The sequence below is a fragment of the Streptomyces sp. NPDC008150 genome, assembly GCF_042956945.1.
Classification (GTDB): domain Bacteria; phylum Actinomycetota; class Actinomycetes; order Streptomycetales; family Streptomycetaceae; genus Streptomyces.
The window spans coordinates 118,296-135,657 of record NZ_JBIBHJ010000007.1 but is presented as its reverse complement, the minus strand read 5'-3'; the positions used below and the strand labels follow the sequence as shown (position 1 = coordinate 135,657).

The 17,362-nt window shown below is 73.8% G+C and carries 19 protein-coding genes and 1 tRNA gene; 13 read left to right on the top strand and 7 right to left on the bottom strand.

Annotated features, from left to right (window positions below; all coding sequences use genetic code 11):
- Window positions 1–120 precede the first annotated feature (120 nt).
- Both ACFZA0_RS19070 and ACFZA0_RS19065 read left to right on the top strand, forming a co-directional pair.
- Window positions 121–1,104 (top strand): aldo/keto reductase, encoded by a 984-nt coding sequence (locus ACFZA0_RS19070; protein WP_391017949.1) that lies wholly within the window; start codon window positions 121–123, stop codon window positions 1,102–1,104.
- The gene (locus tag ACFZA0_RS19065) at window positions 1,101–3,455 is read left to right on the top strand and encodes a helix-hairpin-helix domain-containing protein (protein WP_391017946.1); all 2,355 of its coding nucleotides are present in this window, start codon (window positions 1,101–1,103) and stop codon (window positions 3,453–3,455) included. The genes ACFZA0_RS19070 and ACFZA0_RS19065 overlap by 4 nt, the downstream gene beginning before the upstream one ends.
- A gap of 93 nt (window positions 3,456–3,548) precedes the next feature.
- Here the strand turns inward: ACFZA0_RS19065 and ACFZA0_RS19060 are convergent, their stop codons facing one another.
- Complete coding sequence (locus tag ACFZA0_RS19060; protein ID WP_391017943.1) at window positions 3,549–4,340, bottom strand: hypothetical protein; 792 nt, start codon at window positions 4,338–4,340, stop codon at window positions 3,549–3,551.
- 47 nt (window positions 4,341–4,387) lie between these two features.
- Here ACFZA0_RS19060 and ACFZA0_RS19055 point away from each other — a divergent pair, with 47 nt between their 5' ends.
- Window positions 4,388–4,576, top strand: a complete 189-nt coding sequence (locus ACFZA0_RS19055; protein WP_007380901.1) for a DUF5703 family protein — start codon at window positions 4,388–4,390, stop codon at window positions 4,574–4,576.
- A 113-nt stretch (window positions 4,577–4,689) separates the two neighbouring features.
- Here the strand turns inward: ACFZA0_RS19055 and ACFZA0_RS19050 are convergent, their stop codons facing one another.
- The 3 genes from ACFZA0_RS19050 to ACFZA0_RS19040 all read right to left on the bottom strand — a co-directional run bounded on the left by ACFZA0_RS19050 (window position 4,690) and on the right by ACFZA0_RS19040 (window position 7,755).
- On the bottom strand, window positions 4,690–5,769 hold the full coding sequence (locus tag ACFZA0_RS19050; RefSeq protein ID WP_391017940.1) for a chaplin family protein: 1,080 nt from the start codon (window positions 5,767–5,769) through the stop codon (window positions 4,690–4,692).
- 210 nt (window positions 5,770–5,979) lie between these two features.
- Window positions 5,980–6,213, bottom strand: a complete 234-nt coding sequence (gene chpH / locus ACFZA0_RS19045) for a chaplin ChpH (RefSeq protein ID WP_391017937.1) — start codon at window positions 6,211–6,213, stop codon at window positions 5,980–5,982.
- A 216-nt stretch (window positions 6,214–6,429) separates the two neighbouring features.
- Entirely contained in the window at window positions 6,430–7,755 is a 1,326-nt protein-coding gene (locus tag ACFZA0_RS19040; RefSeq protein WP_391017934.1) for a M20/M25/M40 family metallo-hydrolase, read from the bottom strand.
- A gap of 199 nt (window positions 7,756–7,954) precedes the next feature.
- Here ACFZA0_RS19040 and ACFZA0_RS19035 point away from each other — a divergent pair.
- Both ACFZA0_RS19035 and ACFZA0_RS19030 read left to right on the top strand, forming a co-directional pair.
- Window positions 7,955–8,042: transfer RNA gene (locus tag ACFZA0_RS19035), tRNA-Leu, on the top strand.
- Window positions 8,043–8,137: 95 nt separating this feature from the next.
- Entirely contained in the window at window positions 8,138–8,515 is a 378-nt protein-coding gene (locus ACFZA0_RS19030) for a YchJ family metal-binding protein (RefSeq protein ID WP_391017932.1), read from the top strand.
- A 38-nt stretch (window positions 8,516–8,553) separates the two neighbouring features.
- On the opposite strand, the gene ACFZA0_RS19025 is transcribed toward ACFZA0_RS19030, so the two are convergent.
- Complete coding sequence (locus ACFZA0_RS19025; protein ID WP_391017930.1) at window positions 8,554–9,255, bottom strand: FCD domain-containing protein; 702 nt, start codon at window positions 9,253–9,255, stop codon at window positions 8,554–8,556.
- Between the two features lie 132 nt (window positions 9,256–9,387).
- Here ACFZA0_RS19025 and ACFZA0_RS19020 point away from each other — a divergent pair, with 132 nt between their 5' ends.
- The gene (locus ACFZA0_RS19020; RefSeq protein WP_391017928.1) at window positions 9,388–9,933 is read left to right on the top strand and encodes a gluconokinase, GntK/IdnK-type; all 546 of its coding nucleotides are present in this window, start codon (window positions 9,388–9,390) and stop codon (window positions 9,931–9,933) included.
- A gap of 129 nt (window positions 9,934–10,062) precedes the next feature.
- Window positions 10,063–11,460 (top strand): gluconate:H+ symporter, encoded by a 1,398-nt coding sequence (locus tag ACFZA0_RS19015; protein ID WP_391017926.1) that lies wholly within the window; start codon window positions 10,063–10,065, stop codon window positions 11,458–11,460.
- 91 nt (window positions 11,461–11,551) lie between these two features.
- On the opposite strand, the gene ACFZA0_RS19010 is transcribed toward ACFZA0_RS19015, so the two are convergent.
- Window positions 11,552–12,184 carry a cytochrome b/b6 domain-containing protein gene (locus ACFZA0_RS19010; protein WP_391017923.1) on the bottom strand — a complete coding sequence of 211 codons (633 nt, stop codon included), beginning with the start codon at window positions 12,182–12,184 and terminating at the stop codon, window positions 11,552–11,554.
- Window positions 12,168–12,845, bottom strand: coding sequence for a molybdopterin-dependent oxidoreductase (locus ACFZA0_RS19005; protein WP_391018677.1), 678 nt, complete (start codon window positions 12,843–12,845; stop codon window positions 12,168–12,170). Before ACFZA0_RS19005 ends, ACFZA0_RS19010 begins: the two co-directional genes overlap by 17 nt.
- Window positions 12,846–13,436: 591 nt before the next feature.
- Between ACFZA0_RS19005 and ACFZA0_RS19000 the strand changes: the two genes are divergently transcribed.
- The 6 genes from ACFZA0_RS19000 to ACFZA0_RS18975 all read left to right on the top strand — a co-directional run bounded on the left by ACFZA0_RS19000 (window position 13,437) and on the right by ACFZA0_RS18975 (window position 17,358).
- Entirely contained in the window at window positions 13,437–14,330 is an 894-nt protein-coding gene (locus ACFZA0_RS19000) for a DMT family transporter (RefSeq protein ID WP_391017920.1), read from the top strand.
- A gap of 105 nt (window positions 14,331–14,435) precedes the next feature.
- Window positions 14,436–14,951 carry an NUDIX domain-containing protein gene (locus ACFZA0_RS18995; RefSeq protein WP_391017918.1) on the top strand — a complete coding sequence of 172 codons (516 nt, stop codon included), beginning with the start codon at window positions 14,436–14,438 and terminating at the stop codon, window positions 14,949–14,951.
- A gap of 78 nt (window positions 14,952–15,029) precedes the next feature.
- Window positions 15,030–15,422, top strand: coding sequence for a DUF202 domain-containing protein (locus ACFZA0_RS18990; protein ID WP_391017915.1), 393 nt, complete (start codon window positions 15,030–15,032; stop codon window positions 15,420–15,422).
- The gene (locus ACFZA0_RS18985; RefSeq protein WP_391017912.1) at window positions 15,419–15,733 is read left to right on the top strand and encodes a DUF202 domain-containing protein; all 315 of its coding nucleotides are present in this window, start codon (window positions 15,419–15,421) and stop codon (window positions 15,731–15,733) included. Before ACFZA0_RS18990 ends, ACFZA0_RS18985 begins: the two co-directional genes overlap by 4 nt.
- Before the next feature lie 162 nt (window positions 15,734–15,895).
- Window positions 15,896–16,192, top strand: a complete 297-nt coding sequence (locus ACFZA0_RS18980; protein WP_391017910.1) for a hypothetical protein — start codon at window positions 15,896–15,898, stop codon at window positions 16,190–16,192.
- A 143-nt stretch (window positions 16,193–16,335) separates the two neighbouring features.
- A complete protein-coding gene (locus ACFZA0_RS18975) occupies window positions 16,336–17,358 on the top strand; it encodes a phosphotransferase (RefSeq protein ID WP_391017907.1) in 1,023 nt (340 codons plus the stop codon).
- The last annotated feature ends 4 nt before the right edge of the window (window positions 17,359–17,362 follow it).

Sequence of the window (17,362 nt, the reverse complement as noted above, 5' to 3'; positions counted from 1 at the left end):
GGCGGCACGGCCGGGAGGGCGGTGGGCCGCGCGGTACGGAAGCGCACGGCGGGCGGCGCGGGAAACCCGTTGTCCACAGGCACCCCACGCGACAACCCCTGGCCAGTAATCTCGGCGTCCATGGAGCAGAGGCATCTCGGCCGGACCGGCCTGCGTGTGTCCCGGATCGGGCTCGGCACCCTGACCTGGGGCCGGGACACGGACGAGCACGACGCGGCGGCCATGCTGAAGGCGTTCTGGGAGGCGGGCGGGACGCTCGTCGACACGGCGGACGTGTACGGCGACGGCGAGTCCGAATACCTGCTCGGACAACTGATGGAACAGCTCGTGCCGCGCCGGGACCTGATCGTCTCGACCAAGGCGGGCAGCGTCCCGGACCCCGACCGCCGCTTCGACGGCTCGCGCGGCCACCTGCTGGCCGCCCTGGACGACTCGCTGGCCCGCCTCGGCACCGACTACGTCGACCTGTGGCACGTGCACGCGTACGACACCGCGACACCGCTGGAGGAGACCCTCCAGGCGCTCGACCTCGCCGTCAGCAGCGGCCGGGCGCGGTACGCGGGCGTGTCCAACTTCTGCGGCTGGCAGCTCGCCAAGGCGGCGACCTGGCAGCTCGCAGCGCCCGGTGTGCGCACCCGCCTGGCCAGTACGCAGATGGAGTACTCCCTGCTCCAGCGCGGCATCGAGCGAGAGGTGCTGCCGGCCGCGCTGGACCTGGGCGTGGGGCTGCTGCCCTCCTCGCCGCTCGGCCGCGGCGTCCTCACCGGCAAGTACCGCAAGGGCCTGCCGCCGGACTCGCGGGGCGCCTCGGACCACATGGCGCCGTTCGTCGCGCCGTACCTGGACGACACCGCCGGACGCATCGTGGACGCCGTCACGACGGCCGCCGACGGGCTCGCCGTGACCCCGCTCCAGGTCGCCCTCGCCTGGGTGCGCGACCGGCCGGGCGTGACGGCGCCGATCGTGGGCGCGCGCAACGCGCAGCAGCTCACGGCGGCACTGTCGGTGGAGACCCTTAGTCTTCCCGATGAGATCTGCCGGGCACTCGACGACGTGTCGGTGCCCGTGCACCGCTATCCCGATCACCACTGGAGCACGCTGTGAGCACGGAGCCGGAAACCACGGAGGAAGCCGAGCCGGGGACGGACTCCGGGACGGACGGGACGCCGTCCGGCGCGCCGGACGCCACCAGCGGCACGGAAGCCTCGGAAGCCGCCGAGGGCGCGAGCGGCGTGGGCGCGCCGGACACGGAACCCGAGGACGCGGAAGGTGCGGGCGCGGAAGGCGCCGACGCGGGTTCGTCCGACGCCGCGGGCGGCACGGACACCGACGCCCCGGGCACCGCGGACGCCGATACCGACACCGACGAGGCACGGCGCAAGTCGGAGGCGGAGGCCGAGCTGGCGGCGCAGCGCGTCGAGCGTGAACGCATCGAGCGCCGCAAGGCCGCCAAGCAGGCGCCCATCGACGCCGGCACCAAGCTGAGCGGCCGGGCCGCCGACCTGCTGGCCGCCGTGCGCGCCGTGGAGAGCGGGGACAAGCCGCCCCGCGCGGTCTTCGTGCCCGAACCGGCGCAGGCCCGCCCCGCCGAGGCCCCCGCCGACCGGCCGCGGCAGCCGGCGCCCGCCGCCGCCCCCGCGGCGCCCGCACCGGCCGAGCACGCCGTGGAGTCCGTACGGCAGACCCTGGCACGCGCGGGCGCGCCCGAGACGCTCGCGGCGCAGGCCGCGTCGGTGCTCGGCGAGGGCGCGGACGAGGTGCTGCGGGCGGACCCGTGGCAGTTGCTGCGGATCACGGGGGTCAGGCCGGAGCAGGCCGACGGCTTCGCGCGCGCCCTGCTGGGCGCCGAGTGCGGGCCGGACGACGAACGGCGCGGCCGGTCCCTCACCGTGTGGCTGCTCGAACAGGCCGCCCTCGCCGGGCACACCGCGCTGGAGGCGTCCACGCTCGCGGAGGCGCTGGGCAGGCGTGGCGTTCCCGACCCGGAGGCGGCCCTCCAGGACGCGGTGGCCGAGGGCGAGGCGCTGCTCTTCGAGGACCCGCTGGAGGACGACTCCCCCGCCGGCGGCCCCGCTGCCGCCCCCCGGGCGGACGCCGCCGACGACGGCTCCGGCGTCTCCGGCGACGACGAGGAGGGCGCGGAGGAGGCGCAGCGGCCGGTCCGGGTCCTGCTCGGCCTGGAGCGGTACGCGCTCGCCGAGGAGAGCCTCGCCGACGGCCTGGCCCGGCTGGTGACCTCGGTGCCGAAGGACGGTCCCGGCTCGGCGGACGACTGGGAACGGGCCGCGGCGGCGACCAGGGGTTCCGCCGCCGAGCTGATCCGCGCGGTCGCCGGCCACGGACTCGTCCTGCACACGGGCGGGCACGCCTCCCTCGCCGACACCGCCGCCCTGCTGGCCGCCGCCCGCGAACTGGGCCTGCGGGCCTGGAGCGCGGTCCACAGCCCGCTCGGCCGGCCCGCTCCGGCGGACGGGTCCGTGTCCGGGCAGCCGGGGCCCACGACCGTGGCCGGGCTGCTGTCCGGCGCGGAGGGCCCCGGGCGGGACGCGGACGGCGCGCTCGACCTCGACCTCCTCGTGGTCGCCGACGCGCCCCAGCTCGACGTCGAGACGGCGGCCCTGCTCGCCGAGTCGCTGCCGGACGGCGCCCGGCTGGTGCTGGCCGGGGACCCCGCGGTCCTGTGGTCGGTGGGTCCCGGGCGGGTGTTCGCCGACCTGCTCGCCGCCCGGGTGTGCCCGCGGGTGGCGTCCCGGGTGCCGGACGAGGGCCCGATCGGCGAGCTGGTCTCCGGCATCGGGATCGGCGAGCTCAACCAGGTGGCGGCCCCCGGCAAGGAGGTCGTGATCGTCCCGGTGCGGGACGCGGGCGAGGCGGTGCACCGCACCGTGCAGCTCGTCGCGGACTCGGTGCCCCGGGCGATCGGCGTGCCCGCCGAGCAGACGGTCGTGATCACCCCCGGGCACGGCGGCGCCGTCGGCACCCGCGTGCTCAACACCGCGCTCAAGGAGCGGCTCAACCCCGGGCCGGGCCGGTTCGGCGGCTTCGACCCCGGCGACCGGGTCGCGTACTCCCCCGTCCCGGGCCGCACCCTGCCGGGGGAGGTCGTCGGGGCGGACGACGAGGGGCTGCACCTGACGTGCGCCGGTGAACCGGTCGTCGTCCCCCGGCAGCGCGTCGAACAGACCGTGCGGCACGGATGGGCACTGACCGCGCACCAGGCGATGGGCGGCCGGTGGCCCGCGGCCGTCGTGGTGCTCCCCGGGGACGCCGCGCAGTCGCTGAGCCGCCCGTGGGTCTACACGGCGTTCGGCCGCGCGGCCCGCCACCTGTCCGTGGTGCACGGCGTCGAGCAGGCGCTGCCGCGCGCGGTCGCGGAGGTCCCGGCGCAGCCCCGCACGACCCGGCTGCCGGTGCTGCTGCGCCCGCAGGTCCCGGCGGCGGCCCCCGCCGGCTGAGCCCGCGAACCGCCCCGACGACAGCGGCGGCGGTCCCGGAGACCTTCTCTCCGGGACCGCCGCCGTGGGTGCGTCGCGAGGCGGGCGGGGCGCTCAGCCCCGCGTTCCGCGGGGACCGGGCCCGGCGTCCGCCTCGTCGTCCTCGTCCTCGACGTCGTCGAGGTCGACGAGGTCCTCGGCGTCGTCGTCCGGGTGCAGCTCCGGGACCAGGTCGGGGTCGACGTCCGGGTCGAGCACGTCCGCGAGGTCGTCGTCGGGGTCGCTGTCGTCGTCGAAGTCGATCTCGTCGTCGAACACCGCGCTGACGTCGAACCGGCACACCACCCGCTCCGGGTCGGCCTGCTCGAAGGGCGCCTCCAGCCACTCACCGGGGTCGGCCGGCTCGTCCGCGGCCGTCACCCAGAGAGTCGAGTCACCCTCCTCCAGGCCGAACTCCTTGTGCCGGGAGGCGATCTCGTCGGCCTCGAACTCCCCGAACAGGGTGCCCAGCGCCGCGTGCACGGTCCCGGAGCCCTCGCCGCCGGTGTCGTCGCCGTCGGCCTCCTCGACCCGGCGTGCCTGTGCCAGCAGCCGCTGCGGCTCGACCACGACGTAGTCGCGCCGGATGAGGACGCTGAGCGCGCTCGGTTCCTCCGGCCCGGCATAGGGCGGCAGCGCGTCCTCGGTGCCGTAGATCTCGAACGGCGTGACCTCGTCGTAGCGGTCGTAGAGCAGCTCGTCGTACGCCTCGGCCGCCGCCGCGAGACGGCTGAACGCCTGGTGGACGGCCGGGTCGTCCTCCCCCGACCGGCTTTCGACCGCGGCCAGGTGGCGATCCAGCGCGGTCTTGACCGCCTCGGCGGCCACGCGTACCTCGGCAGCGGTGGGCTGCACAGCATCAGACATAGTGCAGACGCTATCCGTACCGAGCCCCAGCCCGCACAATAGATGCGATGCCGGAATACGAATTTGTCGACGTGTACGTGCCACGCGGGGTTTCCCGCAAGGACGCCACACGACTGCTGACCGACCATGCCGAGTACGGACACTGGGAGTTGGACCGCCTGAGCCTGATGCGCGACGGCAGCCGCAGGGTGCGGTTGCGCCGGCGGATCATCCGCCAGGTACGCGCGACCTGGTGAACCGGCCGGTACGGGAAGCGGGCCCGCCATGGCCGGGCCCGCTCCGTTCCGTGCGCCGCGCGGGAGCCCGCGGTGCTCGCGCCCGCGGCCCCGCTCCCCGCGCGTCGCCCGCCCTACGCCGCGGCGCGCGCCTTGCGGTAGAGCACCGCGCCCGCGAGCAGGGCGCCCGCGCCGACCGGCAGCACGGCACCCATCGGCAGGTCGCTGCCGGTCTCCGCGAGCTGCGCCGCCGGGGCGTTCGTGCCCGCGGACCGGGCGACCGGCTGGGCGACGGGGGTCACGTCACCGGACCCGCCGGGCGTGGACGACCGGCTGGGCGGCGCCGCCTGGCTGCGCTCGCCGGGGTTGCCGTGGCCGGTCCTCGGCGGGGTCCCGTGGTCGCGGGGCGGCGTGACCGTGTGGTGGTGTCCGCCGGTGTTGTCGCAGTCCTCGCCGGTGACGAGGTTGCCGATGCCGATGACGTCGATGCTGTTGCCGCAGACGTTCACCGGGACGTCGATCGGGATCTCGACGTGGTTGCCGGAGCCGACGCCGGGCGATCCGCCGGTGTGCCCCCCGGTGTGCGCGCCACCGCCGTGCCCGCCCGAGCCGCCGTGCCCGCCGGACCCGGAGTGCCCGCCGCTGCCGCCGCTGCCGCCGTGCGAACCGGAACCGCCGTGGGAGCCGGAACCGTCGTGTCCGCCCGGACCGGAGTGCCCGCCGGAGCCACCGGACCCCGAGTGCCCGCCCGAACCGCCGTGCGAACCACTGCCGCCCGACCCGCCGTGCGAGCCCGAGCCGCCCGAGTCCCCGTAGCCACCGGACCCGCCGTGGCCGCCGGACCCGCCCTGTCCGCCCGAGCCGCCGTGGCCGGAAGACCCTCCGTGGCCGGAAGACCCGCCGTGGCCCGAGGACCCGCCGTGGCCGCCGGACGTGCCGCCCTTGCCGCCGCCATCGCCTCCGTGGGCGGCGCCGTCGTTGACGCAGGTGTTGCCGGTCGCCGGGTTGAGGAGCCCGACGACGTTCACGGTGTTGCCGCAGACGTTGACCGGCACGTGCGCCGGGACCTGCACGGTGTTGCCGGACAGCACGCCGGGCGATCCGGCGGCGGCGCCGGCCGCTCCCGAGTCGGCGTGGGCGATGCCGCCCGTCGCGGCGATCACGCCGGTGGCGGCCGCCACGGTCATCAGGCCCTTGCGGGTGACCTGTCGCATTGCTGAATCCCTGCCTTCGACCATCTTTTCGAACGTTCCGGAGGGCACATCCGCGCCGCTGACGGGTAAGGATGCGCGCAAAGACCGGTCGGCCCCGGAGCGCATGGCTCGCGCTCCGGGGCCGACGGGTTCGGATCCCCGCGACGACCGCGGGGTCCACGGACCCCGCGCACCGCGCGGAGTCAGACCCTCAACGGGCCGGGCCCGACGTCAGTGGTTGACGCAGGTGTTACCGAAGGCGGGGTTCAGCAGGCCGATCACGGAGACCGTGTTGCCGCAGACGTTCACCGGCACGTGCACGGGAACCTGGATGACATTGCCGGACACGACACCCGGGGAGTGCACGGCGGCACCCTGCGCACCGGAGTCGGCGACGGCGAGACCCGCGCCGGCCATGACCAGACCACCCGTGACGGCGGCGGCAGCGACGACCTTCTTGATCATTATTTTTCCTCCTGGTAGGTAACGCGACCCCCAAGCAGCGGATCGCATCACCTGTAACGAGGAGGGAGTAATGGAGCTACGAGCTTATCGTCGCATTCACTCTTCTCAGTCAACTCCGCACGCGCTGACGAATGTTGACGTCCGAGGACCCGAAGTGCCCATACCCGCAGGGCAATCGGGCCTTACGAACCTCAACGGGCGCCCCGGGGGCGGGACTCAGGACGCGTCGATGAACCGGTCGAGCACGCGTACGCCGAACTTGAGACCGTCCACCGGCACCCGCTCGTCCACACCGTGGAACATGCCCGCGAAGTCCAGCTCGGGCGGCAGCTGAAGCGGCGCGAAGCCGAAGCAGCGGATGCCGAGGTCGTCGAAGGACTTGGCGTCGGTGCCGCCGGAGAGCATGTACGGCACCGCGCGCGCGATCGGGTCCTCGGCGCGCAGGGCGCTCTGCATGGCGTCCACGAGGCCGCCGTCGAAGTCGGTCTCCAGCGCCTTGTCGCCGTGCACGTCCTCGCGCCTGACGCGCGGGCCGAGGATGCGGTCCAGGTCGGCGTGGAACTCGTCCTCGAAGCCGGGCAGGAAGCGGCCGTCGACGTGCGCGGTGGCCTGGCCGGGGATGACGTTCACCTTGTAGCCGGCGCCGAGCATGGTGGGCGCCGCCGAGTTGCGCAGGGTGGCGCCGATCATCTTGGCGATGCCGCCGAGCTTGGCGAGCGTCTCGTCCATGTTCTCCGGGTCCAGCTCGGTGCCGAGCGCGTCGGAGAGTTCGTCGAGGAAGGACCGTACGGTCTTGGTGACGCGGACGGGCCACTTGTGCCGGCCGAGCCGTCCGACGGCCTCGCACAGTTCGGTGATGGCGTTGTCGGTGTTGGTCATCGAGCCGTGGCCGGCCGTGCCGTCGACGGTGAGCCGCATCCAGTGCATGCCCTTCTCCGCCGTCTCCACCAGATAGAGCCGCAGGTTCTCGTTGACGGTGAAGGAGAACCCGCCGACCTCGCCGATCGCCTCGGTGACGCCCTCGAAGAGGTCGGGGTGCTTCTGCGTCAGGTACTTCGCGCCGTACGTGCCGCCGGCCTCCTCGTCGGCGAGGAAGGCGAGCACGATGTCGCGCGGGGGCTTGCGGCCGCTGCGCAGCCGGTCGCGGACGACGGCCAGCGTCATCGCGTCCATGTCCTTCATGTCGACGGCGCCGCGCCCCCACACGCACCCGTCCGCGATCTCGCCGGAGAACGGGTCGTGGGTCCAGTCGGCGGCGTTGGCCGGCACGACGTCGGTGTGACCGTGGATGAGGAGCGCGGGCCGGGACGGGTCCTCGCCCTCGATGCGGGCCACGGTCGAGGCGCGGCCCTGGTGGGACTCGATGATCCGGGGTTCGAGGCCCACCTCGGCGAGCTTCTCGGCGACGTACTCGGCGGCCTTGCGCTCGCCGGGGCCGGAGTGGTCGCCGTAGTTGCTGGTGTCGATCCTGATCAGGTCGCGGCAGAGGTCCACGACCTCGTCCTGGCCGGTGACGCCCGTGGTCGTGTCCGTCTCGCTCACGCTGGTTCCTCCCGGTGGCACTGCTGCTGGTGGTCCTCGCTGGTCCTCCCATCCTCCCCCTCCACCCGCCCGGGACCCAAGGCGGACCTGGCCCGTCACACACCGTTCACGCGGGGACGGGGTGTGATCGGCGGCCCCCGAAAGCCTGGTAATGTTTCCTCCGTCGCCGCGGGCCGAACGCCCGCACGACAGACACCTTGTCCGGGTGGCGGAATGGCAGACGCGCTAGCTTGAGGTGCTAGTGCCCTTTATCGGGCGTGGGGGTTCAAGTCCCCCCTCGGACACCAGGAAGTACGGCGAGGGCCGCGACCGCGAGGTCGCGGCCCTCGTTCGTGTGCGGTGGTGAACCGGCGGCCCCCGGCGGCCGGGCACAATGGCAGGCATGACCACGCGTTCCTGCCCCTGCGGACTGCCCGAGCCGTACGAGAAGTGCTGCGGCCGCTACCTCTCCGGGGCCGCGACCGCGCCGACCGCCGAGGCGCTGATGCGCTCGCGGTACACGGCCTTCGTCCGCGAGGACGCCCGTCATCTGCTGCGCACCTGGCACCCGCGGACCCGGCCCGAGCGGCTCGACCTCGACGGGACCATGCGCTGGACGGGACTGGAGGTGTTCGGCACGACCGGCGGCAGCGCCTTCCACAACACCGGCACGGTGACCTTCCGGGCCTCCTACCGGGGCGGTTCACTGACCGAGCGGAGCCTGTTCGAGCGGGTCGACGGCGCGTGGGTGTACGTCGACGGGGAGTTCCCGCAGGACTAGCGGCCGGGCGGCGGGGCGGCAGCGCGGCCCCAACTGCCTTACGGGGCGAGGACGTCGAGTTCCTGGAGGGCGCCCACCGTGATCTCCCGGGTCAGGCGTTCGGCCGCCGCCGCGTCGCCCTCGCGCACGGCGTCGGCGACCCGTACGTGCAGGGTGACGGCGGCCGGGTCGGGGTCCTCGAACATGACCTCGTGCTGGGTGCGCCCGGTCAGGACCTCCGCGACGACGTCGCCGAGGCGCGCGAACATCTCGTTGCCCGACGCGTCGAGGATCACGCGGTGGAAGGCGACGTCGTGCAGCAGGTACTGGTCGAGGCGGTGGCCGCGCGAGTTGGCCACCATGCCCAGGGCGCACTCGGTGAGCCGGGCGCACTGGGCGGCCGTGGCGTGCCGCGCGGCGAGGCCGGCCGCCACGGGTTCGACGGCCGAGCGGAGCACGGTCAGTGAGCGCAGCTGCCGGGTGCGGTCCGCGCCGGCCAGGCGCCAGCGGATGACCTGCGGGTCGTAGACGTTCCACTCCGACTCGGGCAGCACGGTCACGCCCACCCGGCGGCGGGACGCCACGAGGTGCATGGATTCGAGGACACGTACCGCCTCGCGCATCACGGAGCGCGAGACGTCGAGACTCTGGGCCAGTTCGTCGGTGCGCAGAACGCTTCCCGGCGGGTACCCGCCCGCGGTGATGGCGGGGCCGAGGGAGTCGAGAACTCGGCCGTGCAGCCCCCGGCCCGGTGTGCTCATGCACTCAGCGTACGTGGCACATCACACAACTCAAAAGTCAGACTTATTGATGAAGCCCTCTTGAATTTGTCCTACCAAATAGGTTTCAGTGGCCACGGCATCACACGTGTCGACGAAGACAGCGAGAGCTCGATGGACCAAGTGCGCACCCCCCACGTCGTCGTGGTCATGGGTGTCGCGGGCACGGGGAAGACCACGATCGGTCCCCTGCTCGCGACCCGGCTGGGCGTCCCGTACGCCGAGGCCGACGACTTCCACCCGCCGGCCAACATCGCCAAGATGACCGCCGGCACCCCTCTCACGGACGAGGACCGCGCGCCCTGGCTGGACGCCATCGGCTCGTGGGCCCACGGCCGCGAGGGGCTCGGCGGAGTGGTGAGCTGCTCCGCGCTGAAGCGGTCCTACCGCGACCGGCTGCGCGCCGCCGCCCCCGGCCTCGTCTTCGTGCACCTCACCGGCGACCGGAGCCTCATCGAGGACCGGATGACCCACCGGCAGGGGCACTTCATGCCGGCCGCCCTGCTCGACTCGCAGTTCGCCACGCTCCAGCCGCTCGCGGCGGACGAGGCGGGGGTCGACGTGGACGTCGCGGGCAGCCCCGACGAGATCACCGGGCGTGCCGCGGACGCCCTCGCCGGACTCGACGCACCGGCCGCACCGCCCGCAGCGCCCGCCTGACCCGAACCGTCCGGCACCCGGCCGCGGCACGGCCGGGCCGCCGGGCGTGTCCGTGCTCCGGACGGCCGCGCAGGCGGCCCGGGGCGCGGCCCAGCCCCCAGTCCCCCACGACGACAAGGGAAGAACCCCGTGACCAGACTCAACGCCGAGATGCTGGCAGCGGACACCGTCGATCCGATCACGTCGGCCGGCCACGCCCAGTTGGGCATCGCCGTTCTCGTGGGCATCGCCGTCATCGTCCTGCTCATCACGAAGTTCAAACTGCACGCCTTCCTCGCCCTGACCCTCGGTTCGCTGGCTCTCGGAGCCGTCGCCGGGGCGCCGCTGGACAAGGTGATCACCAGTTTCACCGCCGGGCTCGGCGACACCGTCGCGGGCGTCGGCGTCCTGATCGCGCTGGGCGCGATCCTCGGCAAGCTGCTCGCCGACTCCGGCGGCGCCGACCAGATCGTCGACACGATCCTCGCGAAGGCGAGCGGCCGGACCATGCCCTGGGCGATGGTGCTGATCGCCTCCGTGATCGGCCTCCCGCTCTTCTTCGAGGTCGGCATCGTGCTGCTGATCCCGGTGGTGCTGATGGTCGCCAAGCGCGGCAACTTCTCGCTGATGCGCATCGGCATCCCCGCGCTGGCGGGCCTGTCGGTGATGCACGGGCTGATCCCGCCGCACCCCGGCCCCCTCGTCGCGATCGACGCGCTCCACGCCGACCTCGGCGTGACGCTGGCGCTCGGTGTGCTGGTGGCGATCCCCACCGTGATCGTCGCCGGGCCGCTGTTCTCCAAGGTCGCCGCCCGCTGGGTCGACGTGCCGGCGCCGGACCGCATGCTGCCGCAGCGCGTCTCCGACGACCTGGAGCGGCGCCCCGGCTTCGGCGCCACCCTGTTCACGATGCTGCTGCCGGTCGCCCTGATGCTGGTCAAGGCGCTGGTCGACATCGTCGTGGACGACGCCGGGAACACCGTGCAGCGGGTCTTCGACGTGGTCGGCTCACCGCTGATCGCGCTGCTCGCGGCCGTGCTCGTCGCCATGTTCACGATGGGGCGGCCCGCCGGATTCACCCGGGACCGGATCACGCAGACCGTCGAGAAGGGGCTCATGCCCATCGCGGGCATCCTGCTGATCGTCGGCGCAGGCGGCGGCTTCAAGCAGACGCTCATCGACTGCGGTGTCGGCGAGATGGTCCTGGACATCTCCAAGGACTGGTCCATACCCGCCGTCCTGCTCGCCTGGCTGATCGCGGTGGCCATCCGTCTCGCGACCGGTTCGGCCACCGTGGCGACCGTGTCCGCGGCCGGCCTGGTGGCACCGCTCGCGGCCGACATGTCGACCGCCCACACCGCGCTGCTGGTGCTGGCGATCGGCGCGGGCTCGCTGTTCTTCAGCCACGTGAACGACGCCGGTTTCTGGCTGGTCAAGGAGTACTTCGGGCTCAGCGTCGGGCAGACGCTGAAGACGTGGTCGGTGATGGAGACGATCATCTCCGTGATGGCCGGCGGTCTGGTGCTCGTGCTGTCGCTGCTGTTGTAGCGCTCTCCCCGGTCCTCGTCGCCGGCCGGTACGCGCGTGGGCCCGCCCCCGGCCCGGGGGCGGGCCCACGCGCGTACCGGCCGGCGGCCGTTCAGGGCCGCCAGAGCGGGTGTTCGCGGTCCGCCCACTCCCGGTCCACCGAGCCGGTGCGCAGTCCGCGCCGGGCCTCCGGGTCGTTCACCGCCATGTAGATGTGCCCGGCGAGCACGACCCCCACGGTCAGCGCGAGCCAGTCGTGGACGAAGGTCGCGCTGGTGCGCCACATCAGCGGGGTGAGGTGGGTGAACCACATCAGCAGCCCGGTGCCGAGCATCACCAGGGTGGCTCCGGCGATCCACGCGGCGTAGAGCTTCTGTCCCGCGTTGAACTTCCCCGCCGGGCGGGCGGCGCGCCTCTTGTCGCGGCGCAGCGCGGCGCGCAGCCAGACGCGGTCGTGCGGGCCGAACCGGTTGAGGAACCCCAGGTCGGCGCGGAACGCGCGGGAGACGAGGCTCACCAGGACCGGCACCGGCAGCAGCAGCCCGGCCCATTCGTGGACGCGGACCACCAGCTCGCGGCGGCCGACGAGCTCGGCGAGCTGCGGGAGGTACAGGCAGGCGGCCGTGACCACGCACACGCCCATCAGGAACGCGACCGAGCGGTGCGCCCAGCGCGAGGCGGTGGTGAAGCGGCGTACGCGCGTACCGGGCACGACGGGTACGGCGGTGTCAGGTGGTGGGGGCATCGTCACGTCCGTTCGACCGGCCGACCCAGGCGTCGACGTCGTAGCCGCGTTCCTCCCAGTAACCGGGACGGACGTCCTCGGTCACCGTGATGCCCGAGAGCCACTTGGCGGACTTGTAGAAGTACATGGGCGCGACGTACAGGCGGGCCGGGCCGCCGTGCGCGTGGCCGATGTCCTTGTCCTGCATGCGCAGGGCGACCATGACGTCCGGGCGGCGGGCCTGGGCGAGGGTGAGGCTCTCGCTGTATGCGCCGTCGAAGCAGGTGAAGCGCACGGCACCGGCCTTCGCGCGGACCCCCGCCGCGTCCAGCAGCCGGGACAGCCGCACCCCCTCGAAGGGGGTGCCCGGGACGCGCCAGCCGGTGACGCACTGGACGTCGCGCACCATCCGCGTCTGCGGCATGCCGCGCAGGTCGGCGAGGGTGTACTTCCCGGGCCGGTCCACGAGGCCGTCGACGGTGAGGCGGTAGTCGCCGGCGTCCTTGTGCGGCACGGACGAGGTGACCGAGTAGTAGCGGAAGCCGCCGCCGTTCGGGAGCAGGCCGGTCAGGCCGGTGGGGTCCTTGTCGGCGGCGCCGGCCAGGAAGGACTCCATGCCGCGCTGGAGCGCGGGGGCGGCGACGACGCCGAGGGCGCCCAGGCCCAGGGTGCCGAGGAACACGCGGCGGCCGACCGGCGTCCCGCGCTCCTCGGAACCGGGCGGCTCGGGGCCGGGCCGTTCGGAGGCGGGCCGCTCGGAGGCGGGGCCGGGCCCTCCGGGGCCGGACTGTTCGGGTTTCACCCACCCATTCGAGCACTACCGGCCCCCCTGCGGCCATGCCTCCGAGGTTCCGGTCCCGATTCACGGCGGCTTCTCACCCGGCCGACGCCCGCCGCCCGAGTGGGCGAGTGACCTTGCGCACGTCGCGCGGCGGGCCGCCGGTGCGCGGGGGCGGGAACCATGGGCCTGCTCCGTACGTCAATCAGGCAGACGCACGGGGCAGTTGTGCCCCATTTGTCCGGTATGGCGCGGCGTGCTCCCGTATGCCGGTGCGCGCCCCGGCCGCCGGGGCTGTGGCGCAGGCCATGGCGCCGGAGGCGCGGGCACCGGACAGTGGGACGTCCGGCGTGCAGCCGCCCCACCGACCGGTCGGGCCTGTGAACGCGTCATTCAAACGCTCCCGGGTACTTGCAAGGGCAGGTCTGTCACTGGAGCGCTACAGTCAGCCACTACGCACCCCGTGGCCCGGCAGAGACGATCGAGGTACGCAGCGTGTCCGTTCTGGTTCTGGTTCTGGCGGTGAGCGCGGCCTGCTGCCTGGGCTTCGGGTTCGTGCTCCAGCAGAACGTGGCCCAGCAGGCACCGCTGAGCGACTTCCTGTCGCCGCGGCTGCTGCTCGACCTGATGCGGGAGCGCCGCTGGCTCGGCGGTACCGCGCTGATGGTGGCCGGCATGGCGCTCGGCGCGGTCGCGCTGGCCCAGGGCGAGATCTCCCTGGTCGAACCGCTGCTCGCCACGAACCTGCTGTTCGCGCTCGCCCTCTCCCGGCACCAGACCCGGCAGCCACTGGGCCGCCAGGGCTGGGCGGGACTCGTCCTGCTGGCCGGCGGGGTGTCGATGTTCATCCTGGCGGGCCAGCCGCGCGGCGGCACCGCCGTCACCGACCCGGTGCGCCACTGGGTGATCATCGGCGTGATGGTGGGCCTCGCCCTGCTGCTGACGACGTTCGCGAAACGGTCCCGGCTGAGCTGGGGTCCCGTCCTGCTGGCCCTCGCGGCCGGGCTGCTCTACGGGGTGCAGGACGCCCTGACCCGGGTGAGCAGCGAGCGCTTCTCCGAGGGCGGCTGGACCGAACTGGTCACCGGCTGGCAGCCGTACGGCGTGCTCGCCCTCGGCGTCACCGGCCTGGTCCTGGTGCAGAGCGCCTTCGAGACGGCCCCGCTGCGCATGTCGCTGCCGGCCCTCACCGCCGCCCAGCCGCTGGCCGGCATCCTGTGCGGGGTCGGGTTCCTCGGCGACCGGCTGCACACGGACACCGGCGCGCTGGCCTGGCAGGCGAGCGGACTCGCGGCGATCGTGGCCGGCATCGTGCTGCTCGGGATGCATCCCGCCATGCCGAGCGGCTCGTCCGACCCTGAGCCCGCCCGGAACCTCCAGCCCCGCTGAGGCCCCGGGCGGCCCCGCCCCACCGCGCGCCGTCCCCGCACGCCCCGCACGCCGTCCCCGCACGCCCGCGCGCCGTCCCGGGACGGCTTTTGCTTGGATGGGCCCATGAGCCCCGAAGACGAGATCCTCGACATCGTCGACGAGCAGGACAACGTCGTCGGCCGACGCGCCCGCGGCGAGGTGTACGCGCAGGGCCTGCGCCACCGCTGCGTGTTCATCCGGGCGCGGGACGCCGCGGGCCGCCTGTTCGTGCACCGCCGCACCTCGACCAAGCTGGTCTTCCCCTCCCTGTACGACATGTTCGTCGGCGGTGTGGTCGGCGCGGGCGAGTCGTACGACGACGCGGCGCTGCGGGAGGCCGAGGAGGAACTCGGCGTGAGCGGGCTGCCCCGCCCGGAGTTCCTGTTCAAGTTCCTGTACGACGACGGCGACGGCCGGAGCTGGTGGTCCGCGGTGTACGAGGTGCGCTGCGAACTGCCCGTCGACCCGCAGGCCGAGGAGGTCGCCTGGCACGACTTCCTGCCCGAGGCCGAGGTGGAGGCGCGCCTCGACGACTGGGAGTGGGTGCCGGACGGCCTGGACGCGTACGAGCGGCTCAAGGCGTTCCGGGCGACGGGGTGACCACGCGTCCCGGCGGCGCGTCCGCCGCGCTCCCGTCCCCGTCCTGCCGCAGCTCAGCGGCCCTATAGGGTCCTGCACGTGATCGAGATCGCACGCAACGTCCGCCTCTGGTTCGCCCCCGCGCGGGTCCGCGAGGAGGGCGGCACGCCCGACTACCGGTTCTCGCTGGCCAACGAGCGCACCTTCCTCGCCTGGCTGCGCACCGCGCTCGCGCTGATCGGCGGCGGCTTCGCCGTGGACCAGTTCCTGCCGGACCTGCCGTGGGGGTGGCGGGTCGGGCTCGCGCTCGCGCTGATCGCCGCCGGGGTGCTGTGCTCGCTGCGCGCCGTCAACCACTGGGTGCGCTGCGAGCGGGCCATGCGCCGGGGCGAGGACCTGCCGACGTCCCGCTTCCCGGCGCTGCTGAGCATGGTCGTCGCCGTCGTCGCGCTGGCGATGCTGGTGGTCGTGCTGACCGGACGGGACGGATGAGCACGGCGGCGGCGCCGGAGCGCGACCCGGGGCTCCAGCCCGAACGCACCCGGCTCGCGTGGCGGCGCACGACGCTGTCGGCGACCGTCGCGGCCGTGCTCGCCGGCAAGACCGCCCTGCACTCCGGCTCGGCCTCGGGGATCGTCTCGTGCGCACTGTGCTGCACCCTGTGGCTGGCTTTCCTGGTCGTCGCCCACCTGCGGATGCGGGCCCTGGAGGCGCCGGAGCCGGGCCCGGACCCGCGGTTCGTCGTCGCGTCGGCGCTGGGCACCGTCGCGCTGGCCGTGTGCGCGGCGGTGCTGGTGTTCTGAGGGGCGGTACGGGGGCGGGGCGGGGGCCGTGCCGCGGGAGGGACGACACAGCCCGGTATGCCCCGATTCGCGGCGTCCGCGTGGGAGTGTGTGCGACGCCGGTCCCGGCACCGCCGGGCGACAGACACCGGCACCCCCGCGCACGGAAGCGAGTGAGCCGCCATGACCGCCCAACACCAGGAACACGCCGCGCACCCCCACGCCCACGGCCCGGACTGCGGCCACGACGCCGTCCCGCACGGCGACCACACCGACTACGCCCACGACGGCCACCTGCACCGCGAGCACGGCGGCCACTGGGACGAGTGCGAGCCCGGCGGCCACACGGCCCACGGGGAGCACGCCCACCGGCACGGCGAGGGCTGCGGGCACCGCGCGGTACGGCACGGCGACCACACCGACTACCTGCACGACGGCCACCGGCACGCCGCGCACGAGGGGCACTGGGACGACCACTGACCCGCGGGCGCGCGGGCGGACGGGCACTCGCGGGCGGGGCGGGGCGGCGTGGCCCCGATCACTTCGGGCCCCGCCTCTGGACGACATACCGACTGGTCGGCATCATGTGTCGGGTCCTGTGCATCCGTCCGTAGGAGCAATAGATGAGCCCCGACCATCCGCCCGGACTCGATCTCGACCGGCTGCGCGGCCTGCTGGACCGCGAGCGCCCGGGTCTGGCGCGCGGCCCGCTGTCGGGCCGGCTGATCGAGGGCGGACGGTCCAACCTCACCTACGCGGTCACGGACGGCACGTCCCGCTGGGTGGTCAGGCGTCCGCCGCTCGGGCACGTGCTGGCCACCGCGCACGACATGCGCCGCGAGCACCGGGTGATCAGCGCCCTGCACCCGACGACCGTGCCGGTGCCCGCGCCCGTGCTGCTGTGCGAGGACGAGGACGTGCTCGGAGCACCCTTCTACGTCATGGAGTTCGTGGACGGGACGCCGTACCGCACCTCCGGCCAGCTCGTCCCGCTCGGCCCCGGGCGCACCCGCGCGGTCGCCCTGTCCCTGGTGGACACCCTGGTCGAACTGCACGGGGTGGACCCGGCCGCGGTGGGCCTGGCGGACTTCGGTCACCCCGACGGCTTCCTCGACCGCCAACTGCGGCGCTGGGGGAAGCAGTTGGACGCCTCCCGCAATCGCGAGCTGGCGGGGATCGACGAGCTGCACGCCACACTCGGCCGCAAGCTCCCCCGCTCCCCCGCCCCGTCGGTCGTGCACGGCGACTACCGCCTGGACAACGTCCTGATCGGCGAGGACGACTCCATCACGGCCATCCTCGACTGGGAGATGTCGACCCTGGGCGACCCGCTCACCGACCTGGGCCTGCTGGTGATGTACGGCACCCCGCTGGAGGTGCCCGACGCCCCCATCTCCACGACGGCCTCGGCGCCCGGCCACCCCACGCCCGCCGAACTGGTCGAGCGGTACGCCGCCGGGTCGGGGCGCGAGGTGTCCGGGGTGTCCTGGTACACGGCGTTCGCCTGGTTCAAGCTCGCCGTGATCCTGGAGGGCATCCACTACCGCTACACGCTGGGCCAGACGGTCGGGCAGGGCTTCGACCGCATCGGCGAACTGGTCCCCGTCTTCATCGAGCACGGCCTGACCACCCTTCAGGAAGGCTGATCCG